Annotated in this window: 13 protein-coding genes; 9 read left to right on the forward strand and 4 right to left on the reverse strand. The window is 65.7% G+C overall.

Translation table 11 applies throughout. The annotated features are described in order from the left end of the window. Nucleotides 1-4 precede the first annotated feature (4 nt). From NF557_RS07855 to NF557_RS07880, 6 genes are all read left to right on the forward strand, one after another. Nucleotides 5-1,567: a peptidoglycan DD-metalloendopeptidase family protein gene (locus NF557_RS07855; RefSeq protein ID WP_252623450.1), complete on the forward strand. Its 1,563-nt coding sequence runs from the start codon at nt 5-7 to the stop codon at nt 1,565-1,567. A gap of 64 nt (nt 1,568-1,631) precedes the next feature. After that, a complete protein-coding gene (locus NF557_RS07860; protein WP_252623452.1) occupies nt 1,632-2,081 on the forward strand; it encodes a hypothetical protein in 450 nt (149 codons plus the stop codon). A gap of 8 nt (nt 2,082-2,089) precedes the next feature. Beyond that, nucleotides 2,090-3,535 (forward strand): type IV secretory system conjugative DNA transfer family protein, encoded by a 1,446-nt coding sequence (locus NF557_RS07865; protein WP_252623457.1) that lies wholly within the window; start codon nt 2,090-2,092, stop codon nt 3,533-3,535. Further along, a complete protein-coding gene (locus tag NF557_RS07870) occupies nt 3,532-4,188 on the forward strand; it encodes a hypothetical protein (protein WP_252623460.1) in 657 nt (218 codons plus the stop codon). Before NF557_RS07865 ends, NF557_RS07870 begins: the two co-directional genes overlap by 4 nt. Nucleotides 4,189-4,396: 208 nt before the next feature. Continuing rightward, on the forward strand, nt 4,397-4,702 hold the full coding sequence (locus NF557_RS07875) for a hypothetical protein (protein WP_252623463.1): 306 nt from the start codon (nt 4,397-4,399) through the stop codon (nt 4,700-4,702). Nucleotides 4,703-4,948: 246 nt separating this feature from the next. Beyond that, complete coding sequence (locus tag NF557_RS07880; protein ID WP_252623466.1) at nt 4,949-7,528, forward strand: ATP-dependent DNA helicase; 2,580 nt, start codon at nt 4,949-4,951, stop codon at nt 7,526-7,528. 205 nt (nt 7,529-7,733) lie between these two features. Here the strand turns inward: NF557_RS07880 and NF557_RS07885 are convergent, their stop codons facing one another. Then, complete coding sequence (locus tag NF557_RS07885) at nt 7,734-9,041, reverse strand: ATP-dependent nuclease (protein ID WP_252623468.1); 1,308 nt, start codon at nt 9,039-9,041, stop codon at nt 7,734-7,736. Nucleotides 9,042-9,791: 750 nt separating this feature from the next. Next, complete coding sequence (locus tag NF557_RS07890) at nt 9,792-10,994, reverse strand: AlbA family DNA-binding domain-containing protein (RefSeq protein WP_252623471.1); 1,203 nt, start codon at nt 10,992-10,994, stop codon at nt 9,792-9,794. A 611-nt stretch (nt 10,995-11,605) separates the two neighbouring features. Between NF557_RS07890 and NF557_RS07895 the strand changes: the two genes are divergently transcribed. The 3 genes from NF557_RS07895 to NF557_RS07905 are packed head-to-tail and all read left to right on the forward strand — an operon-like array spanning nt 11,606 to nt 15,313. Next, nucleotides 11,606-12,853 (forward strand): dsDNA nuclease domain-containing protein, encoded by a 1,248-nt coding sequence (locus tag NF557_RS07895; protein ID WP_252623473.1) that lies wholly within the window; start codon nt 11,606-11,608, stop codon nt 12,851-12,853. Next, complete coding sequence (locus tag NF557_RS07900) at nt 12,850-13,374, forward strand: hypothetical protein (RefSeq protein WP_252623475.1); 525 nt, start codon at nt 12,850-12,852, stop codon at nt 13,372-13,374. The genes NF557_RS07895 and NF557_RS07900 overlap by 4 nt, the downstream gene beginning before the upstream one ends. A 7-nt stretch (nt 13,375-13,381) precedes the next feature. Beyond that, the gene (locus NF557_RS07905; protein ID WP_252623477.1) at nt 13,382-15,313 is read left to right on the forward strand and encodes an AAA family ATPase; all 1,932 of its coding nucleotides are present in this window, start codon (nt 13,382-13,384) and stop codon (nt 15,311-15,313) included. Between the two features lie 626 nt (nt 15,314-15,939). On the opposite strand, the gene NF557_RS07910 is transcribed toward NF557_RS07905, so the two are convergent. Next, nucleotides 15,940-16,458, reverse strand: coding sequence for a hypothetical protein (locus NF557_RS07910; protein ID WP_252623480.1), 519 nt, complete (start codon nt 16,456-16,458; stop codon nt 15,940-15,942). Nucleotides 16,459-16,492: 34 nt separating this feature from the next. Next, nucleotides 16,493-22,201 (reverse strand): MobF family relaxase, encoded by a 5,709-nt coding sequence (gene mobF, locus NF557_RS17550; RefSeq protein WP_256855757.1) that lies wholly within the window; start codon nt 22,199-22,201, stop codon nt 16,493-16,495. Nucleotides 22,202-22,584: the final 383 nt, after the last annotated feature.

The raw sequence follows: 22,584 nt of genomic DNA on the forward strand, positions 1-22,584 counted from the left end.
AGGGGTGAAAGTTCTCGTTGGTGCGCTGCTTGTGCTCGGGTTGTTCCTGGGACTGCCGGTGTCGGCCGCGGTGATCGTCGCCTCGGTAGCCACCCCGGCCGTAGCCGAAGAGCACCGCACGCTGGCCTGCGAGGGAGTGCTGCCGGCAACGGGGCAGTGGCGCCCACCCTTTGAAAGTGCCTACACCCAGACGTCGCAGTTCGGGAACCGGTTTCACCCCATCCACAAGGAGTGGCGCCTGCACGCTGGGACCGATCTGGTGTCCCAGCCCCCTGGTGGGCAGGTGGTCGCGGCCAGTGGGGGGACGGTATCGGCCGTGGGGTGGTCGGGTGGGGGTGGGAACACGGTGACCATCGACCACGGCGGCGGCGTCGTGACCCGCTATCTGCACCTGGCCGCCCCCAGCCCCCTGTCCACCGGGCAGGTGGTCCACACCGGGCAGCGGGTCGGTATCGAGGGTTCCACCGGTGACTCCACCGGCTCACACCTGCACTTCGAGGTCCACCAGGGCGGGCAGCCCCTCGACCCAGTTCCGTTCATGCTGGAGCACGGTGCACCACTGAGCGGTGCCGCCGTTGGCCCCTCAACACCGCCGGTCGAGGAGCTCCCGGGTCCGGGGCTGCCGGAGGACGGGGAGGGTGGCATCGGCTTTGAGCTTCCTGAGCCTGGGCAGCCACGGCGGGACTCCCTGACCAACCCACCCCGACAGGTTCCTCCCGCCGTCCAGGCGCTCTACGCCGAGGCCGGCCAGAAGTACGCGATCCCCTGGACGTTGCTGGCCGGGATCGGGATGGAAGAGACCGCGCACGGGGCGAACACCGCAACCAGCTCAGCCGGCGCCAGGGGACCGATGCAGTTCATGCCCGCCACTTTCGCCACCTACGGGGTCGATGGCGACGGGGACGGGCTGGCCCAGATCGACAACGACGCCGACTCGATCCACTCGGCCGCGAACTACCTCATCGCCTCGGGAGTCAACAACGGTGAGCAGGGGGTGCGCGGCGCGCTCTTCGCCTACAACCACGCGCACTGGTACGTCAACGACGTCCTCTTCTACGCCCACGCCTACGGCGGGGGACTGGTACTGGGGGACCCGTTGCACTGTCCTGGTGGGCCAGGCAACCCTGACCTGCCCCCAGTCTCCGATGAGCGGGTGGCGACCATGCTCGAGTTCGCCGCCGCCCAGAACGGGGATGCCTACATCCTGGGGACAAACGGACCCGACGCCTGGGACTGCTCCTCCCTAACCCAGACCGCGATGGCGGCTATCGGGATCACCGCACCACGCACGGCCCAGGCTCAACGGGACTGGCTGGCGACCGGTAACGGGTTCCGGGTCCCGGTCCAGGACGCCCAACCCGGCGACCTGTTCTTCTTCGACTCCTACCTGGGCCCCCTGACGATCGGGCACGTCGGGTTCGTCTGGGACCCCACCACCCTCGCCTCGATCGAAGCCGCGAACCCAACCAAAGGGGTCGGACACTTCAGCTACGAGCACGCCCTGGACAACAACATCTTTGAGATCTGGCGCCTAGGCAACATCAACGACAACCCAAAACCCAACTGAGTCCCTGAGCGGACCCGCCCCGCTTTAGGTCACAGAAACTTCCCCTGGATGGAGATGAGGACCAGTGCAACAGGACAGACTTCGCAACCCCCACCCGTGGACCTACGAGATCCCGGTGGCCATCCTCCTGCTCCTAGTGCTCGTCACCGTCCTGGGCATACACACCGGGAGAGCCGTGGCCAACCTGGCCGCTGGAGCAGGCTGGGCCTGGCCGCCAACAACGGAACTGTTCTCCAGCCTTCCCGGACTGCTCTCCGGCGACGCAGGGGCCGGGCTGAGCGACCCGGGCGTGGTCGCCAGCCCCCGCTCCCTGCGGGTCTGGGTCGTGGCCACACAGGGACTGAACCTCATCGTCTGCCTGACCCTGTCCGCTCTCGCTTTCCGGGCCTGGGGACCAGGCCGGTTGCGAGGCATGGCCAACCGGACCCAAGCCGCTGCGTTGCTGGGCCTGCCCCGGCTGCGCAAACACCGGGCGATCATCCGCCCCGACCTGTACGGAAACGCCACACGATGAAACGCCGCGTGCAGTTTGACCCCCGGGACGTCGGGTGGAACCTCGGTCGCTCCACGGCCCCGGCCGGCGTCGACCTGTGGGTGCCCTGGGACCGCACCGCTGGGGTCATCGGCCCCCAGGGGTCTGGCAAGACCCTTGACCTGCTCACCCCGGCACTGCTGGAAGCACCAGGCGCAGCTCTGGTCACCCTCACCAAGCCCGACGACCTGCTACTGACGTTCACCGCACGCTCCGCCGGCAACCGCCCCTGCGTCGTGCTCGACCCCTTCGGGTTGGTGCCCGGGCTGCCCGAGCTGGTCTGGGACCCGATCGAGGGGTGCGTGGACCCCGTCGTCGCCGAACGGCGCGCCAAAGCCTTCACCGCCGGCACCATCAAAGGCGCCGTCGCCGAAGGGTACGGCGACCAGGCTGCCCGCTTCTACGCCGCCGAGGCCGCCAAGGTCATCCAGGCCTACTTCCACGCCGCCGCACTGACCAGACGCACCCTGGACGACGTGCTGGAGTGGGTCTCTGACCCCCGATCCATGATCGAACCCTCAGAGATTCTGCGCACCCACCCCCAGGCCGCCCAGTTCTGGCACGGCCTGCTGCAAGGAGCCCTGCACGGTGACGAACGGACAGCCGGCAACACCGTCACCACGGTGCAGCAGGCGCTGTCGCTGTTCTTCCAGGAACCGATGCGCAAACGTTGCGTCCCCGGGCCTGGCCGGCCACCGACCAACATCGAAGACGTGATCGCCGCAGGCGGCACCATCTACATGCTCGGCCGCGAAGACCCCTACGCCTCCGCCTCCCCGCTGATGACGGCCCTGGCAGAGCACGTCCTAGACACCGCCCTCGTCCTGGCCCAACGCTCTGGGTGGGGCCGGCTGTGCCCACCCATGCTCGCCTGCCTCGACGAGCTGCCTTCCACCGCTCCACTACCCACCCTGCGCACCCGCATGGCCAACGAACGCGCACTAGGGCTGTCGTTCATCTGGGCCGCGCAGACCCGCGCCCAGCTGGACGCGATCTTCGGCCAGCAGGAAGCGCGCTCCGTGCTCGGTCTGACCAATAACCTCGTCCTGTTCGGTGGCTCCAAAGACGTGGCCTTCAACCAAGAAGTCTCCGACCTAGTAGGCAAGGTCCGCGTCGGGCGAGCCACCTGGAACACCGGCCACCGAGGCGGACGCAGCTACTCCGCCGAAGACATCCCCGTGCTGACCGGCTCCGAGATCCGCCAGATCAAAGAACGTCATGCGCTGGTGATCTCCGAGAACGGCAAACCAATCATGGCCAGGTTGCACCGCTGCATCGACGGCAAGGCCGGCAAGAGACTCCTGGCCGACCAGTCCATGCTGCGTGAGCAGATTGGCGGCCACCAACGTGCGGTCATCAGTTCCCAGGCCCGGACCACCGCCGCACTAGCCGCCGCCCGCCAGCACGGCCTCATCACAGCGGAGTACGACCGGTGAGCACACCCCACCAGACGGGAGAACAAGGACGGCGACGCTACCCCCTGGCCAGGCCCTTCCCCAGTCCGGGCCTCCTGATCGTCCACGCCTACCGTGAGCTGGACATCGCCCTCAACGGGGACGACGCCCAACGCAAGGCGATCGGTCATCCGAGCAAGCTGCCCCGACCCTGGGACCCCGGATCCATCGAAGACCCGCCCATGCGGGCCGAGCTGTGGGAATGGCTCGCGGCTGTCGTCGAGTGGGTAAACACTGAGCACGTCTGGGATCCCTCCTACCTCGTCCCACCGTGCTGGCCCGCCCACCCCCACCTCGTCCACGAGATCGCAGTCCTGGCCGACCAGCGTCAAAAAGCCGGCCAGGCGATCGCCAGCGACGCCCTCGAAGAATGGCACCGCTACGCGCTGCCCGCCTTTTTCGACCGCCGAAAGACCCGGCTCCGCACAGCCTGCGACAGCCGCCACCACGACTGGCCAGCCCGACCCGCGCACGTCCGCTTCCAGGACGCCAACGAGCACCGAGCACGGCAGTACACCGGTGACGTCGATCACCACCGCCACCTGCTGCAACCCCCCGACCAGACCCAACCGGGTCCGCACCTGCGCATCGTCGACGGACACCGAATAGACCCACAGACCGGGGAGGTCCGTTGACTCAGTGCACGGCATGTCCCGGGCGTCCGCAGCCCGCGTCACTTGCGGCGTTATGACGCATGTCGAGGAGCGCTTGCCCAGCAGCCAGTCGGAGTCGAGTCAACGTGCGGCGCGTGGCACCACGGAGGACGCAGCTTTCAGTCAGGCCGGGAGTGAGGCATGAGCAGGTCAGATCCGGGTCGACGCTACGTGTGGCAGGCTTCCCGGCATGGACTACAACGACCTCGCCGCCAAGGCCCGGCCGGCGCTCATCACCGCCTCAATGCGCCGCTCGACGATGACGTACGGCGAGCTCGCCCGCGCAATCGACCTTGACCCCGACGTCCCGCTCTCCCACCACATCCGTCGCGTGTTGGATCTGGTCAGCGAGGGCTGCATCGGCCGCAAAGAACCTTCTCTTGCAGTCCTGGTGATCAACGAGAAGTCCGGTGAGCCCGGGCCCGGGTTCCGCGCCGGCAAGACCCCTTGGCACACCGAGACCCGCCGCTGCTTCGATCGCTGGCGGCCCGCCTGACTTGGTATACGGTCCCGGCGGAATGACGCACGCTGAACGGCGGATGGCCCCTGTGCCCTCGTCGGCCCATCGCTATGGTCTTCGTACCGAGGGCAATCTGTGTCGTCGCCGTCTTATCGGAGGTTCGACGTGGCCAACGTTGCCGAACACATCAAGGCCGCCGACGCAGTCATCTGCGCCAACATCGCCACGCTGCCCAGTCAGCGTGACCTCCTATCCCAGAACGTCCTCGGGCAGCTGCGGAACTTGGTCGAGGGCGTCGCCGTGCGCCTGCACGCCGGCAGCGGGGACGTCGAGTACAACTATGACGCCATCGAGGCTGCACTCTCCTGGGTGAAGGCGAACGGTCGACTAAATTTCGTCACGAAGTTCCACACCTTGGTGAAGCCGTCGGTCTCCCACTACACGTTCGACGGGGACACCTCGGAGCGGCTCATGCTCCGCTACTACGAGTACATGCTGCGTCTGCGCACGCTCCTGTACAACGAGGCCGGTGTCGCGGTTCTCGGCAACCTCGAGCTGTTTCCGCTCGACCAGGACCCGGCGCTTGTCGATTACCACGAGAAGATCGCCGTCGAGATCGACAAGCCGGGCAGGGCGACCTCGGCCCGTCACGATCGGTTCTACATCCACAAGACGCGGCCGTTCGTTACCGGCGGCCGAGTGTTCTATGAGGTCACGTTCTACAAGGCCGTCAACCGGGTGAGCAAGGCCGACCGCATCATCGGGTTCACCGATATCGACATCGCGGACAACTACTCCGCGAAGCTGGGCCTTCAGGCAGCCAGCATCGAGGTCTTCGGGCAGCAGGTGCCGGTGACCCTCATCCGCAATTGGGAAGTATCCATCCGGCCGTGCGAGGTCGACCACTTCGCCAGCCTCGTCGGGAAGCCGACGAAGGTGCGGACGGACTCTGCCGAGTACAAGTTCGTGATGACTGGCCTGACCGGCGGCTCAACCCTGCTCGACCTCGTCGATGCCTCCGACGAGTGGTACAACGACGTCAAGGCGCGGGGAACGGTCACCTCCCGGAGTCCGCAGATCTTCCCGGCTATCGACGAGGCGCGCAGCATCATCCGCGGGAAGAGACCTGGCCACAACCTCCTGCGCTACCTGCTTCTTCGGATGCGCAACGACTGGCTGAAGGCGCAGTACCACCGGGAACCGAACACCCGCCTATCGAACCTCAACTTCAACTACGCGTGCATCCCGTTCGACGAGATGCCGTTCTGCACCGCACCGCGGGCCCACAACCCGCGGTTCTGGGACCTCATCAACAGCCTCGACACCACCGGCCGCACCCACGAACTGTTGGCTAGCCGCGTACAGCACAATGTCGAGGGCCGCGGGATTCTTTACACCCCGGTCGCCGACCTCGAGGACCTGGGCGACGTGGCTGCCCTCATCGCCACCTACAACGGCAAGCTGTACTACAAGCACCGGCCTGCCCGGGACCTCGTCCTCGACAACGGCCACGTCTTCATCCAGAGCTATGAGGACGATACCCACGACATCGTGACAAAGCTCCAAGCGCACGCGGCCAGCGGCATCAGCGGGTACACGGCCGCGGTCGAACAGTGGCTCAGTACGACGGCGCACACCGTGGACGACGCCGCCAAGCGCGCAGCACTCACCACATTGTTCACTCAGTCTCGCGTGGCGCTCGTCTACGGTGCCGCCGGGACAGGGAAGACCCGCATGGTCGACCACATCGCCAACTACTTCGGCGGGAACCAGAAACTGTTCCTCGCCAACACCCACCCCGCAGTCGAGAACCTGCGCCGCCGCGTCAGCGCCCCAGAATCAACCTTCCGGACCATCGCGAGCCACAAGCACAACCCCACCGGAGACTTCGACCTGCTCGTCATCGACGAGTGCTCGACGGTCAGCAACGCCGACCTCTTGGACATTCTGGAGAACACCAACTTCAAACTCATCGCGCTCGTCGGGGACGTCTTCCAGATCGAGTCCATCAGGTTCGGAAACTGGTTCAACATCGTGCGGTCCTACATCGAGCCGTCTTCCATTTTCGAACTGACCACCCCGTACCGCACCAGCAGTGATGAGCTCGTCGACTTCTGGACTAAGGTCCGCAACCTCGACGAGAGCATCACCGAGACCATCGCCCGCAACGGGTACTCGACCGTCCTGGATGACAGCCTCTTCGACCACCAATCCACCGACGACATCATCCTGGCGCTGAACTACGACGGCCTGTACGGCATCAACAACATCAACCGGTTCTTGCAAGCCAGCAACCCCTCGCCCGCCGTCCCGTGGGGGCCTGCCGCGTACAAGGCCGGCGACCCGGTCCTGTTCGCGGACAGCAACCGGTTCAAGCCGCTGATCTACAACAACCTCAAGGGCACCATCGTCGACATCCAAGCTTACGACGGAAGCATCCAATTCGACGTTCGCCTCGACCGGCCCGTGACCGAGTTCGACGTCGAGGGGTACTTCGACCTGCAGTGGATCTCCGATTCGACCGTGCGGTTCGCGGTCTACGACATCGACATCAGTGACGAGGACGACGACACCGACACCACCACCGTCCCATTCCAAGTGGCATATGCCGTCGGCATCCACAAGGCTCAGGGCCTGGAGTACGACGCGGTCAAGGTCGTCATCACGAGTGCCAACGAGGACGACATCACGCACAACATCTTCTACACGGCCATCACCCGGGCCCGGCAGGAGTTGCGGATCTACTGGTCGCCCGAGACGCAGCAGGCGGTCATCAGCGGGCTGCAGGCTGTGGACACCAGGAAAGACGTCGCGCTCCTATCTTCGCGAAGGGGTCTCACTCCTATCCGGCGGCGCCCCTAACGAGACGCAGCCCTGGCCTTCAACTCTCACGATATTCTGGGCGAAACGCGGCGGAAGGACGCACTCCGGAACGACCGACCCGCGGCATGGCAGCACGGTCCCGGCCTCGTAGAGTCGAGACGTGGTGAGCGACCTACTGTTGTTGCCCGAGCTCGCTGCTATTCGGTTCAGAGCCCATCCGGGAGCAGGGCCATGTGTCGTCTGACTACTTCGGGCCCGCCTTGAATGCATCTGTGAACTTGTCGTGCAAGCCGACGAGCGCACGTTGACCGGATTGCGTGAGCCGGACGTCCGCGCGGATTAGCGCGTAGGCCATCTCGACCTTGCTCGGGGTGCGAACCCTCTTCCGCTTGGCCCAGTCGGTTAGCGCCTTGGCTACGGGCACCCCGTCGGGGACATCGGTCGCTGTGAACCGCTTGGCCTGCCCCATCGTGTCTAGAAACTTGTTCAGCACGGTGATGTAGTCGTCGCGGTTGATGAGGTCTTCGACCGCGTGGGCCGTGGGGAGGCTGAAGATGCGGCTACCGTCGACGCCCACGGCTTTGAGAGCGGCATTGTGTTCGTTGCCGCCCTTATCGCCGTCGGTGAGATATACAACCTTGGCTGCGACTTCCTCGACGCGGATCCCTGAGCCGTGTGCGTTGGCAAGGCCCGGGGCCACCTGGTAGTCGAGGTCGTCGAGTCTTGTGGCCTTACGGACGAGGGTCGGCAGGAGCACCATGTCGGATGCTCCTTCGGCCAGCACGGCGCTGCGGCACATGGAGAACGCTGCTGCTCCTGCTCCCATGGCGAACAGGAGCGGAGAGAATCCGGGACCTTCTCCCTCCCAGAAGTTGCTCTTGATGACGCTGGCATCTGCGTACTCTGGGTCGCGGGCGAGGACGCGGATTCCGGTGCCGAGGTCGCTGGGAAGGCACCCCGGGGAATGGGTGGTGTAGAAGACTTGGGCTGCGTCGACGCTCTTGAGTAGCACACTGACGAGGTCGGCTTGGGCGTCGTAGTGGAGGTGCGTCTCAGCCTCGTCGATGAGCAGCACAGGCGGCACCGTGTGACCGCCGGATGCGAGGAAGGCGACGAGTGCGACGAACGTCTTGAGCCCGTCGCTGCGCTCGGCGATGTTGGTGACGTCGCCGTTGCCGTGGAGTTCTTTTAGCAGGACTTCCAGAAGGGTGCCGTTGACGTTGAACCGAACGGTAACCTTGCTCTGGTTCCATGCGTGGTCGAAAAGTTCCCGCAACCGGTCGTTGCCTCGCTCGAGGGCCGTCTCCCGCTTGGTGGAGTCACTGGTTTGGATGTGACTCCACATCTCGTCGAGGTCGATGCCCGCGAGGGTCAGCAGCCGCTCGACGGCCGGTGAGATGGCCCGGTTCTCGGGCTGGAGGTTGTAGGACGTTTCGAGGGCGCGATCCTCGTCTTCGAAGAGCACGAAGTCGGGGATGCGATTCGCGATCGCGTTCCAGACGCCTTCCGACGGGTGCGCGTCGGTGACGAGTTCGTAAATGTGGTCGAGCATCCGGCGAGCTGCGTGTCGCGGGCCCGCTTGCGGCCAACTGGCGTCTCCTTGAACCAGGCACTGAGTGACTGGATTGCGCCGAGCCATTGAGATGACCAATCCTCATCGGGGCTTGAAAGTGCTTCGTTCACGGTCTCGGCCCACTCGTTCGGGTCATGCTGCTCCTCATCGACGGCCGCAGCCAACTGAGCCGCCAACGTGGTAGCTGCCTTCGTGAGTCGCGCCCGGGCTAGTTCGAATGGCTTCGCCGGGCGGGTGGGACGCGGAGACAGATCGCGGATGCGGTTGCCGTCCCGCTGCTTGTAGAGCACCAACGTGGTTGGCGCGTTGTCCATCGCAATGTCGGCAAAGGCATTCTTGTCCTCGCCGTCGAGTTCGTAGAACACCTTTACGACGGCGGAGCTGTCCGACGCGGGCGGACGGCTGCGGTTGTGGTCGATGGGTGACATTTGCCCGCCGTGGGTGAACCACGACAGCCCACGCAGGAAGGTGGTCTTGCCTGCTTCGTTGAACCCGACTAACGCTGTCAGCGGGCCGTCAATACTCGTGGCTGTGCTGGCGAGGCGGCGATATCCGTTGAACTCGATCCTGCTAACCCGCACGAAGGCTCCTGTCAGTTGCAGCTACTAGCGTTCGATAGGCGATGTCGTAAGAGGTCGCCACTCCCGTCGTTCTCCTAGAGCCGGCCATCTGACTCGCCAGCCCCTCAAGCCTGGGGTCTCGTGGATAGCCAGCGAGCTCTTGGCGTCGCTAGCGCCGCGTGAGTACCTGCTTAGTCTTCCATCCCTCGTACCCAAGGCCGCGGTACAACCCTGCCAGGAGGCGGTCCGCCAGCAGTGTGACATCTTGCGTCATGAGTGAGGACACCATCGCCTTCGTGTAGTCCGGTGCCTTGAATCGCACGTCGGCAGCTCGAAGGCCGTTGGTCTGTGCTGGTTTGCCCATGAGCTTCGTGCAGTGGATCCCAACACGCCACTCACCTTGGTATCCCCACTGGTTGAGGGCCAGTTCTCGGACTACTTCGATCCACTGGACGGTGAGGGTGGCGATCAGGCCATGTAGGACCGCCTCCTGTTCGTCTCCACCGGGCATGCGCCACTTGGCTGTGGCGCCGCCGCCGACGACGATGACCCGTCCGTCGTCTTTGACAGACACATAGGTCAGCCACTTTTCGTCTGTCGCTTCAACGGGGTGCGAGGTCCACGCCAGTGCAGCGCCGTCGGGGTCGTGTGCGCTACTTGGACATTGGTCAAGGCCAGCATGCCAGCCACTGGGGGTGACGCCACGGAGCGCATCTCTGAGCACGTCCGGGTCGGAGAGGTTCGCTGCGAGTATCGGCCCGACGGGCTCGGCTAGGAGGTACACGTGGCCGTTGCTCTGCTGTCCGGCGATCAACGGCAGCAATGGGTCGCGGTCTGGGAGACCTTGGAGTCGTTGTTCGAACCTGCCGTGGTGCTCGGTGCGTTGATCCAGGATGCGTCTGATCTCGGGGTCGCTCAGTGTCCGCTTGCCGTGGGCGGACCTGCCCCAATACCTGCCGTCCACCATGTGCGGGCCGTCCGCCGATGGTGGCACTGTGACGATGAGGACGGCCTTTGAATCATCGTCAGGGTTCGGGACCGGGTCGTGTACGAAGGGCGACAACGGGGGCGTGACACTTATGGCTGCCACCTGGGAGACCCTTTGGGCGATGCTGGTTGCGTCGCAGCCGACCGGTGTGCCGTCGTCGGCCACGCCGAAGATCAGGATCCCGCCGTCGACGGACAGCGAGGCGAGGTCCCGCGCTAGCTCTGTGTTGACGCCCTTGTTGGTCGGGCCGAGGCTCGCTTTGAGTTCTACCCATTGGTGTTCACCGAGCAGTCCGCCTGCCCCTGCCTCGGTGAGTTCCTCCCAGGTTGAGAGGACCGTAAGGGGTCTGCCGGGCCCGAGATAGAAGCTTGTCTTGGTGTTCACGCGCTGGTCCTGTCACTAGTGCTCGGCGATGTATTCGTAGGCGCGGTCAAACAGGCCGTCGACGCGGTGCGTGCACGTCCCCTAAGCCATGCTAAGACTCGCCCGCTGAACCGCCTTATCGCTGTCTTCCGGGGCAACCCGCTTCTTCATGGTCGAGACCGTAGCCGAACCGCCAACGCTCACGAACTCATGTAGGCAGCGAGGATGTAGTTGGGGTGGCGGTCGGGTCTGCCCCCGAGTGTCAACCAGACCGGGGGCAGACCCATGCGTAGACAGTCGGAAAGGACGGGGGCCATCGTTGACGGGGCGCGGACGTAGTCCCGAACGGCTCGAACGCGTCCTCACCGCCAAGTGCTCCAGGCGCCTGGAAGGGCGGCAAGCGGACGATTTCCTCGTCCACCCCCAGGACGCGCAGCCTTACCTGGTAGATCCCAGTCGCGGCGCTGTCCCAATGGATCGCGCTCGACGCAGCAATGGTCGCACGCAGCTCGGCATCTGGTAGGGCGGACAATCGGCGGAACTACGCTCTTGACCCTCGGACCCATGGTGAGGCTTCGCAGGGCCGGAACCGTGTCGCGACCAGCGCTTCCTCAGATAGTCTCCAAGGCATCATGTCCGAGGAATGCTCAGCGGCAGTGCCTGCGTCACTGGCGAATAGGCGCCCAGGCGAAGACGCAGGCGCCACGTCGTCCGGGTACTACGAGTTCCAGTACGGCTGGGTTGCTCGTCATGCCCTTGAGATGTCCGACCCCAGGAATGATCTCGAATGGGTCCTCTGTGAGTGGCACACGGACTTCATCCTCGGTTGGGCGACTTCGTTCGCTCCTGTGAGCGTGAAGCACCGCGAACCGAACTCGAGCCACTGGACGATCGCGACGTTGTTCAGCGACGGGGGGATGCTCACTCTCTATAGGCGCTGGTACGAGCTCGGCCGCCCAAAGCAGTGTCGTTGGGTGACCAACGGTGGTCTCAACCGTGAGTGCCGGACCCTGGCCAAGGCGTGCGCCTCCACTGACACAGACGCGCTTGATAACTGGCTCGACAAGCATGTCTTTCGTTTCGTCGGTGCGAGTCGTTCCGACGTGCTCGCCTTCCTGCTGGCGCTTCGAATGGACAACAACAGCTCCCAAACCACGGATCAGCGGATCCTCCACATCGAGCGCTTTGCCCGACCGGCTCTACGTGCTCTCGGGCTTAGCACCCGCGAGGCCCCCGCCGTTTACGACGCGGTGGTGGGTATCGCTCGAACTGCTTCGCAGGGATTCGTGGGAACCGAGCCAACGACGTGGTCGAGCAGCCGCGCTGACGCGTTCGATTCGGCTGTCCTCGCCGCTGCCGACTCCACCAAGCGGGTCATCAGACCGGGACCCATCGGCCACTTGGCGCGGAAGCTTGCTGCGCCGGCTGCAGCGGAACCGCCGCCGGAACCGGCGGCGGACACCACGCTTATCAAGAAGTTGCGCCGCGGGGACGTCGTCCCGACGGCTGATATGGCCGCTCGTCGAGCCCGGATGGGTTGGACAGCGTTCGAGGCAATGTATTCGGAGCCGTTGCCACTGGACGGCCAGCCGAGCAAGTTCGAGTCCCTGCGGTCCCGCGTTGTTTCGGAAGCAGCCGACTCCCAGATCGTTGCCGAAAGGTCCGGGCAGCCGTACGGAAACCGCATGTACCAGGAGGTGCGTGCACGGATGCGCGCGGTCGCCGTGGAACCGTCGCCCTTGGGTGCGCTGACCCCTGACCTGTTGATGGGGCTCGCGTACGACCTAACGGCACGCTGCGAAATCTGGTGGTCGGAGCGCTTCGACGTCGACGCGCCAGCCCTCGCCCAAGCCGTCGAAGACGCCCAGGGTGAGTCATGAGCGCACGCAGCCAGCGTCTGGACGCACACACAGGGCGAGTGCTCATCCTCCTCCGGCACTTCGGCGCCACCGGCGAGACGCCTCTCGAAGGACTCACCAAGCTCGCGAAGCTCGACTTCCTTATTCGATACCCGGTATTCACCGACCGACTGTTGGAAGATCTCGGCGCCGACTGGATGCTCGGGACACAACCCACAGATGACGAACGTCAGGCGGTCGAGAGTCGGATGGTTCGCTACAAGTACGGACCATGGGACGACCGCTACTACCCGGTGCTAGGCACGCTCGTCGGCTTGGGCCTGGTCACGTTGGGCAAGAAGGGTCGGACACTCGTGATGAGTTTGACCGAAGCCGGGGCTGACCTCGCCGCGAACATCGCAGGCCAGGAGGACTGGCAGCAGGTAGATCTCCGCGCTTCATTCCTACGAACACATTTCAACGTGACCGGGTCACGACTCAAAAGGCTTATTTACACCAAGCTTCCCGACGTCGTCGACCGCCCAATTCGGACAGTGATCTAGGAACACCATGGGTAAGCGACTCGTCATCGAAAGTCTTGAAGTCCGCACGGATACACGCAGCGTGACCTACGTATTCCGAACGGGCGTCAACGCCGTCACTGGTCCGGTCGGTTCCGGTAAGAGCTCGATGCTGGAACTCCTCAAGTACAGCCTCGGCGGAAGCGCGAAGGTCATGCCAGCCGTTCGCGACAACGTGCAAAGCGTCAAGGTAAAATTCCGCGCTGGGGACGAGCACTGGGAGTTCACGCGGGCGCTACGCAGCCACGTCGTCCAGGTCTTCGACCTCAAGACTCAGGAGTCGCTCGGCGAATGGGCCGCAACAAATCGGCAGAACTCGCGCAAGGTCGGGCCAGCGCTCCTTGACGCGCTTGGTCTGCCTCCGGACTGGCGAATTCCAAAGAGTCGGAAGAATCCCACCGACGAGACCGTGCCCGTGAGCTTCTGGGACGTGCACAAGTACCTGTACCTCGACCAGAACAGTATCGACGCTAGCGTCATCGGCCACAAAGACGCGAACCTTAACAACAAACGCATCGCGGTGTTCGAACTGATATACGGTCTCGCCAATGCGCGGACCGTCGAGCTCCTCACGGAACGAGGAAAGCGACGTGCCGAAGCTTCGGCTCTCCGCAAGAGCGCCGAGGCGGTCTCCGCCTTCCTGCAAGACATGGGCGACCCCGACCCCGCCGAACTAACGGCCAGAAAAGCTGGACTTCTGATAGAGCTTGGGCGCAGCAAGGATGCGCTCAACGAAGCACGCAACGCAGCCCAAAGCGGGTTGGTGAGCGCCGAGACGCTCAATGCCTTGGGCTCGAAACGCGCTCATCTCGAAGACCTCCTCGCTCAACGCGATGCCCTCCAAGTTGCAGTCGCCGAAGCCAAGAGCGTGACCGCGCAACTGAACCTCGAGGAGCAACGAATCAAACGGAGTTCAGGCGCGAGCCGAAGCCTGTCTGGCCTGGAGTTCGTTCAATGCCCTCGGTGCCTCCAAGGACTACCGTACGGCCGCTTCGACGACGGTCACTGTCACCTGTGCGGACAGGCCCAAGAACCGGATGCAAACGATAATGCAGCCGACTCGCTGCTGAAGGTACTCCGAGAGCAACGCCGTGAAACTAAGGATCTCGCCGACGCTGACGAGGCAACCCTGGAGGGTGTGAGCGCACAGATCGAGCTCGCAGAGCAAGCGGTCCTCTCTCAGCTGCGTGCTGCTTCGAACAGTGACGAACCCCGTGCGTTGCCATACATCGGCTCACTCGAGCAGGCAGTCGCCCAAGTGGCGGTGACAGAAGCGGCGATCCAACGAATCGATGACGTTGAGAAACGCTGGGCCACCCATGATGGCCTCCATAAGGAGGCAGATAATCTCGACGTCATCGCTCGAGGAATGGCGAAGGAGGAGTCCCGCATCAAACTCGGACTGCGCGAAGACACGCCCTTGCTGGCTGGTCTGTCCGAACTCTTCGACGAGATTCTCCGAGGACTGCGCGACCCCTGGTTCAACAAAGCGCATGTCGACACCACCGACTACCTCCCCATCGTCGACGGTGAGCCTTTCGACATGCTCGCCGTCGGAGGCGGGCGCAAGACCATCGTGAACCTCGCCTACCACGTCGCGAACCTGTACATGTCGCTCTCTGAGCGGACCGACATGCTTCTCCCGACCCTCCTCATCGTGGACAGCCCCCGGAAGAACGTGGGCGAAGGAGCCCTTGACCGAGCAGTCGTGGAGTCGATCTACTCACGCCTACGGACTCTGCAGGATGCTTCACGGGACGACTTCCAGATGATCTTTGCCGACAATGACATGCCCACCGAGGCATCCAAATGGGTGTCCCAACACATCTCCTTGGACTACGACAATCCGTTCGTTCCTGGGGTCGTCCATCGCGGCGAGCAAGAGCCTAATGACCCGAAGACCGCTGAAGAAATCGACTAGTTTTGCACAGCCGCCGCTGCCCTTGGCGCCGTTCGAATGCCGCCAACTCGATGGTTCGGCCCGCCGGCGACTAACTAGCCAACACCGATCTCGACCCGCGACTTGGGCGGGTCCCAATGCCTCCAAGCCGCAGCTAGATCCCGCTACGCTAAGGGCTACGCGGCATTCCGGTCGAGTGATGATGCCGTCGAAGAACATCGCCGAAGAACACTGCGGCGGGCGACCGTCTGTCGGAGCTTCGGCGCGTCCATCTACCGCACCGTCCGCAACTTCGGCGTGTCAAGGTTTAGGAGCAATCTGCGTGCACATGCATGGGCGTTTCCGAACCGTCCAACGGCCTCAACGAAACGTCCGCACATCGGCGGTTGAGTGATGTCACGACCCTCTGGTGCGCGACTCCCGGGGTGGGACTGAGCCGCGCTAGCCCATAGTGGGCGGTAGGACGCTCGCTACTCGGCGGTACCGCGATGTACCGACCCTCGGCCCTACGCCGATCACCAATATATCCCTGATGAGTGCGCCCACATCGGCGTGACAGCGATGTACCGCCCGTGCTTGTCGACGATGCCTCCAGCAATGACGTGCCGGGGCCTGCGGCATCGTGTGGGTAGGTGACGCCGGGTTGTCTACGGGCGGCGGCCCTCGCGAGGGTCCGGCATGGCTCCGTTGGTGGATCGTTCGCCTTCGGGCCGGCGGATTGATTTGGGGGCAGGGAAGGTCGTGGCGCCTATGGTTCCGTACTTGAGCGACGACCCAGGTGGATTGGCAGGGGCAGGGACCGCAGTGGCTGGCGACAGTAGCCGGGGTCTGCCAGCGGCGTGCGCGGTGGCGGCCAGAACGAGTAGGAGGAGTTCGTCGTCCAGGCCGGAGAGGTCGTTGGACAGGTCGACCGGGTAGTCAGGTGACCCCATCGAGACGGCGATGTTGAGGAAGCGTCGTTCGCCGCCGGAGAAGACGCCCAGCTCGTCGTGGAGTCGGTCCCAGTCGACACGGTAGAAGGAGGAGGAGGGTCCTAGCCGCTCGATCCATGGTTGTGACTCCCGGGCGAAACGTCCGCCCTTTCCGCGGATGAGGAGCTCGACGGCTGCCTCGGTGGGGTAGTGGCCTTTGGCCCATGCCCTGAGGTCGTATGCGGGGACAGTCATGATGGTGCCGCCTTCCTGGGTGAGGTCTCTGTGGTCACCGCGGTACGCCTTCCGAACGGTCGTGCCCGGGGGCGATGATGCGGTGGTCTTCGTCGTGACTCTTGGGCTTGTTGCCCGTGACGGCGTGTGGGGTGGCTTGGGCGGTCGGTGCGATGACGGCGAGGCGGTAGCGCAGCGCCTGTGCCGGACGGGAGGACACCAGGGGCTCGTCGGTGATGCTGGCCCGGGCCAGGGCCTCGACGTCGTGGCCTTCGTCGTGCAGGTGCTGCATGGTGCGGGCCAGGGCGGGCCAGTCCTCCTGGGTGGTGAGGCGGGCGTCGAGCCGGTCGCCGGCGGGAGCCCAACGCTCTTCCGTGGCCTGTCGGGCGGTTGCCTCGATCCGGGCGCGTACCTCGCGAGCGTTGTCCAGCTGTTGGGTGGCTACGGCGTGGGGGTCGTCGTGCCAGGCGCGGACGGCCTGGTGCAGGGCGCGGCGGGTGGTCTGGTCGGTGGTGCCGAGCCGGTCGGCGATCTCGGTGCAGGTGCGGTCCCAGCTGGACGGGTCGGCGGTGGCGAGCACCCGCGCGGCCGCCTTGAGCGCCTCGTCGATTGACAGGTTGGTCAGCCGTTCCTGCAGCAGGAGCTCGGACAGGGGGCAGGAGCCCAGGATCGCGCTGGTCAGGGCGTCTGCGCCCTGGTTGTGGAGCAGGTCTGCGGGGTCGGTGCCCTGCGGTAGGGGTGCGGCGAAGGTGGGGATGTTGTGCTGGGACACCAGCCAGTGGGCACGTTCGGCGGCCATGCGGCCGGCCAGGTCGGCGTCGGTGGCCACGATGACCGGGCCTCCGAGCTGGGCCAGCTGGGTGGCCTGGTCACCGGTGAGGGCGGTGCCCAGAGGAGCGACCCCCACGTACATGCCGCGGGTGGCCAGGGTGATGGCGTGGGCGTCCATCGGGCCTTCGACGAGGACGGGGGTGGCCCCGGCCGCCAGCAGGCTGGCGTCGGCGCCGTAGAGCTGGTTACCTTTGGAGAACAGGGGTGTGGTGGGGGTGTTGAGGTACTTCGGTCCGGCGTGCGGGGCATCGTCATTGACGGAGGGGTTGCGGCGGCCGATGAATCCGAGCACCTGCCCGCTGGTGTGGTCGGTGATGGGGAAGACGGCCCGGTCGCGGAACCGGTCGATCAGGCGACCGTCCTTGGTGGTGCTGGCCAGCCCGCTGGTTTGCAGCTCGGTGTCGGTGACACCTTGGGCGTGCAGGTGGTTGACCAGCCGGGTCCAGCCTGCGGGGGCGTACCCGGGGCGGACGTGGGGGTGGCCGGCAACGTCCTGGCCGAAGCGGTCGGCGAGGTAGTCCCGTGCCCAGCCCCCTGCGGTCAGTTGTTGCTCGTAGTAGTCCAGGGCCATCGCGTTGACCTGAGCCAGGCGCCGCACCGGAACGGGCGACTCCTTCGCCAGGATGACACGGTCGTAGGCGCGGTCCAGGTCGGTCTCGCTGGGGTCCAGGGGACCCATGAGCGGGCGGTACTGGGCGGCCCAGGCCAGGGATGCGTTGACCCGTGCCATGTCTAGTGGCTCAGTCGGGTCGATGGTTGGGGTATCGGCGGCGATGGTGTTGAGGTGTTCGCGGTACTCCGCTTCGGTGGCCTGTACCGAGTAGTGGTGCGGCTCTAGCTCGGCGTGCTCGTGGTCGTGGTCCTGGTCGGTGTCGACGGCGTCGTGGTGGTGGGTCGGGTCGTCCATGAGAGTGCTGATCGTCCAGGTCATGGCCGCGGCGTCGTCGACGTCGGCGCCCGGTGCGGGGGCGGTGGCGGCGAGGTCCTCCAGCGACCACCCGCGGGCCAGGGCGTGGTCGACGGTGGTGACCAGGGAGGGCCACCAGGGGCTGGCCTGCATCTGCTTGGCACGTTCTGTCCCGAGCTTTTCGGCCAGGGCGGGCACCCAACCCGTGGTGAGGTGGTCGGCGTCGGTCGTGGTGGCGACGGCGGGGGCCAGGTGCTCGGCTATGCGCCACCAGAGTGCGGCGGCGCCGTGATCGTCAGGCAGTGGCTTGTCGGCGGCGGCCTGACGGAGCAGGGTGGCGGCGTCGATGCCGGCGCGGGACGCGGCGGCCAGGCGCTCGGCCAGGATCGGCACGAACCAGTCCGTGCGGGCCAGAGGGGCGACTTGGTCCAGCAACGGGCCCCACTCTCTAAGGGCGGGGGTACGGCCTGCTTGCACCAGGGTCGCGAGGGTGGCTTGGTAGGTCGCGGCGGCCTTGCTGGGGTGGGGGCGGCCGGTGGGTCGTAGGTCGGCGTTGTCGATCTTGTTGACGGCTCGCCATACTCCGACCTTGGCCAACACCTCTGCGGCCGGGCGGGCGGCGCCTTGGCAGGCCCAGTCCGGTGTCGGCCCGGTGACGGCGTGGTCGGTGACCTGTTGGGCCAACGTGGTGACCCGCTGTGCCCGCTGGGTGAGGTAGGCCCCCCAGGTCGGGTCCTGCCCCAGGGTTTCGGGGACGGCTGGGATCCACGGCAGCGGGCCGGGCTTGGTGTTGCGCATCCCGGTGTCGTCCAGACGCCAATCCACGACGGAGGCAGGGTCGGCCGCAGTGTCGATCTCGCGGGACAACACTGCCTCACGCAGCACCTGGACCGGGTGGGCCCCGGCGGCGGCCATGAGGCTCAGGTGCGCGCGCAGGGTCGGCCACGCGGGAGCTTCGCTCATCCCAGGAACGAACCGCTCGGCGGCATCGTCCAGACGGACGAGCCCTTCGGTACCCACGTTCTTCGCTGCTGCGGTGTAGAGAGCGTCGACGTAGCGGGCGGTGGCCTCACCGAGGAGGACGGTCGGGTCGTCCAGGCTGGTCAGCATGGTGCTGGCTGAGGTCGGGGACTCGTCGCGGGCCAGGATCGTCTCGAGGAGGTCGGTCCCGGTGCGGGGGTTGATGGTGTCCGGTTTGATGACGTTGTGCTCGTCACCGTCGCCGACGACTTGCAGGTAGACGTGGTTGGCGTGCCGACCGCGGGTCATCATCGTGTACAACTGCTGGCGAGACTCAGCCCCCGTGGCCAGGGCGTGGGTGACGTCGACGGAGACACCCTGAGCGGTGTGCACGGTAGAGGCGTACCCGAGCTCGACGTTGGCGGCCACGTAGTCGGCCGGCAAGATGATTTTGCGCCCGCTCCCGCGGTGCTGAACCGCCAGGGCACCGGTGTCACGCACCTCAAGCACGGTCCAACGGTCCCCGTTCTTCACCCAGTCGGTGACCGCCGTGCGCAACCGGCGGTCGTTCGCCCGGGTGATAACCACATCCCCGGTGGAGGCACGGTTACCGTCCGACAGGCTCGTCTCCGGCCCGGGAAGTTCGACGCCTTCGAGTCGGTCGCGCCGGGCGCGCAGGTTCAGTTCGGCGACCAACTCACGGGTCGGGGCCAGCATGATCGCGTCCCGCCCCTGGCCCCGGTCCGCGCGCCAGGCCTCGAAAACGTCGTCGGTCATCGTGGCCAGGTCCCCGACGTGGACCCGCCTCGCGTCCAGGTAGAACCCGAGGGCGGAGGGCAAGCCGTCGCGCAACTCCAAGGACGCGGCACCTTCCCCCGTGCCAGTGAAGCGCATCAGCTCGGTCAGGTGCAGCGCGCCGTGGGTGGCCCGGATGTCACGAAGCACGCCACCGGCGCCGACGGAGGCCAGTTGCTGGTCGTCACCGATGAGCCGTACTGAGGCGCCGCGGGAGGTGATGAAGTCCACGGCAACGTCGAGGGAGAGAGTGTCGACCATTCCGGCTTCGTCGATCAGGACCAGGGTGCGTTCGTCCATACTCGTAGCCCATCCGGGCAACTCCGCGGGGGAGTGCTGAAGGTGCCAGACGAGTTTGGCGAGGGTGTCTGCTTGGGTCTGCGCGTTCTCCCGCAACACCGCAGCTGCTGCTGCGGACGGGGCCAACCCGATCACGGTGCCACCCGAGGACTCCCACGCACTGGCCAGGGCCCGCATCGCGGTCGTCTTTCCTGAGCCGGCCGGGGCGATCGCCAGTTGCACCCGCGCCCCGGAAGTAGCCATCGCCCGCACGAGGGCGCCCTGCCCCGCGTTGAGATGGACGCCGTTGGCCACCGACTCCAGCAGCGCCAACTCGACGTCCTGGGCCTGGGCGCGGCGCCCGTCGGTGCGTCCTGCAGCGTCCACCAACCGAGCTTCGGCCTCCAGAACGGCGCTGGAGGTGAACCACCGCGAGCCAGCGATCGTGTAGACGCTGGCCCCGTCGGCTCGGCGCAGCGACTCAGGTTCTACCGCCGGGTCCTCGTTCGTCCCCCGCATCGCCATGCTGGACGTCAGGGCTGTCTCGGTGAGCTGTTCCACCAGCGCCTCGACCTGGTCCAGCCTCACGTCGGCACCCCGGACGCGACGTTCGGCCTCGGCCCGCACGTGCCACACCTGCCACGCTGAGCGCGACGTCTGCACGGTGCCCAGGACCCGCTGTGCGGTCTTGTTGATCCAGGCTCGGTCGACCCGTTCCCCGACCCCGTGGGTGCGGGTCCCGGCCAGGGTGGTGGTCACCATCGCGTGCAGCTGGCTCTGGTCACCGAGGACGCGGAGGGCTTCGGCCTGCCAGACCTCGCGTTGTTCTGCCTCGGAGCGGGGCTCGTGCTTGGCTTCCCGTGTCTCCAAGGTGGCCTGTTGCGCCAGTTGGATTGACTCGATCGGGTTGGGTGGCCGGCCGTGTTCGGACTGGAACTTGGCGGCTAGTTCGCTACGGCGGGCCTGGATGCTTGCGCGGCGTGTGGACCACCGTTCGTTGAGTTCTGGGTCGACACCGACGACCTCACGGATGGCCCGCTTGCGGGTGTCCTGGCCCGTGGTGGGGCGTGCGGCGAACGTCAGACCCAGGGGCTGCAGGTGCTTCTCCAGGGCGGTGTTGTAGACCTCGGAGGCTGACACTGTGGCCTTAAACAGCACACTGCCGTCGATGGAGAGCCACCGCCCGTCGGTGACTGTTTGGACCTTGTTGGCGACCGCGACGTGGGTGTGCAGGTCCGGGTCGCCGGCCCGTGAGTCGCGGTGGGTGAACGCGGCGGCGACCATCCCGCAGACGTCGACCTGCTGCACGCCGTCCTTGCCAGTGCGGGTGAACAGGGCTTCCGTCTCCAGGTAGGTCAGGGCGTCGCGGACGGCGGCCTGGTGCGCTGCTTCGATCTGTTGGGCCAGGGGCCGGTCGGCGACCGCCCAGAGGGTGGAGACGGACTTCACGGGAGAGAAGGTCAGGTCGAAACCGGCCACAGCCGTCGTCTTGGGCCGCGACTGTTTGGCGATCAACCCCGCCAACTCCCGGGCATCAGCGGGGGCCCGTCCGTGCTCCTTGAGGAACATCTGCGTGCCGACCAGGGTGCGGATCTCTGCTCGTTCTTCGACCGGGATCGGGTGATCCACCGGAAGCCCAAGGGACTTGTTCCTCGCTTCGCAGCGCCGGGCGACCTCGATGCGGAACGGGGTGACGTCATCGCGTCCTCCGTAGACCTTGAACGGCCGTCCCAGTGAGTGGCCGGACTCATCGCCCAGGGGATGCTCGCCGGTGCCGAACAGGCGGGTCATCTGCTCGGCGGTGACTTCATCCCCGACCGACAAGCCCTTGATTCCGGTCATTCCGGCGCCGACCCAGACCCCGGGTGCCTCGCCCTTGGAGGTGTAGTAGCTGCCCAGCCCGGAGTGGCCGACCTCGGTGGCGTCCTGACGAGCGACTTGCCGGGTCAGGTAGTCATACCCCGACCCCGCCGTCAGCCTGTGGATCGTCATCGCCATACCTATACAAAGCGGGGGACCGGCGCTCAGGGACTCACTTTCGGGCAACTTCTTGGCCCGGTTCGACCGATTTCGACGGGCCGAACTGCGGAGTTCGTGGGGTGGGGACTCGCGTCTCCAGCACCGCCCCGGACATGTCAACCTGGAGTTGATTCGCGGCCTTGGGTCCGGCAATGCAAGAGGTGTGTGGCACATGAGCGGGGCGGTTTCCGTCAGGTTCAAGGTCGGTGAGTCTGCGCGGGTGGTGCGTGGCTCAGGCTCGGTGAGCGTGCACGGGTGGTGCTCGGTTCGGTTGCTCTGGGCGATGATCTGAGCGGGGGTGAGCCCCTCGGGCGTGTTCACCCGCTTTGGGTGGTGTCAGGAGCTCTTTCCAGATC

The organism is Ornithinimicrobium cryptoxanthini (assembly GCF_023923205.1).
GTDB lineage: Bacteria > Actinomycetota > Actinomycetes > Actinomycetales > Dermatophilaceae > Ornithinicoccus > Ornithinicoccus cryptoxanthini.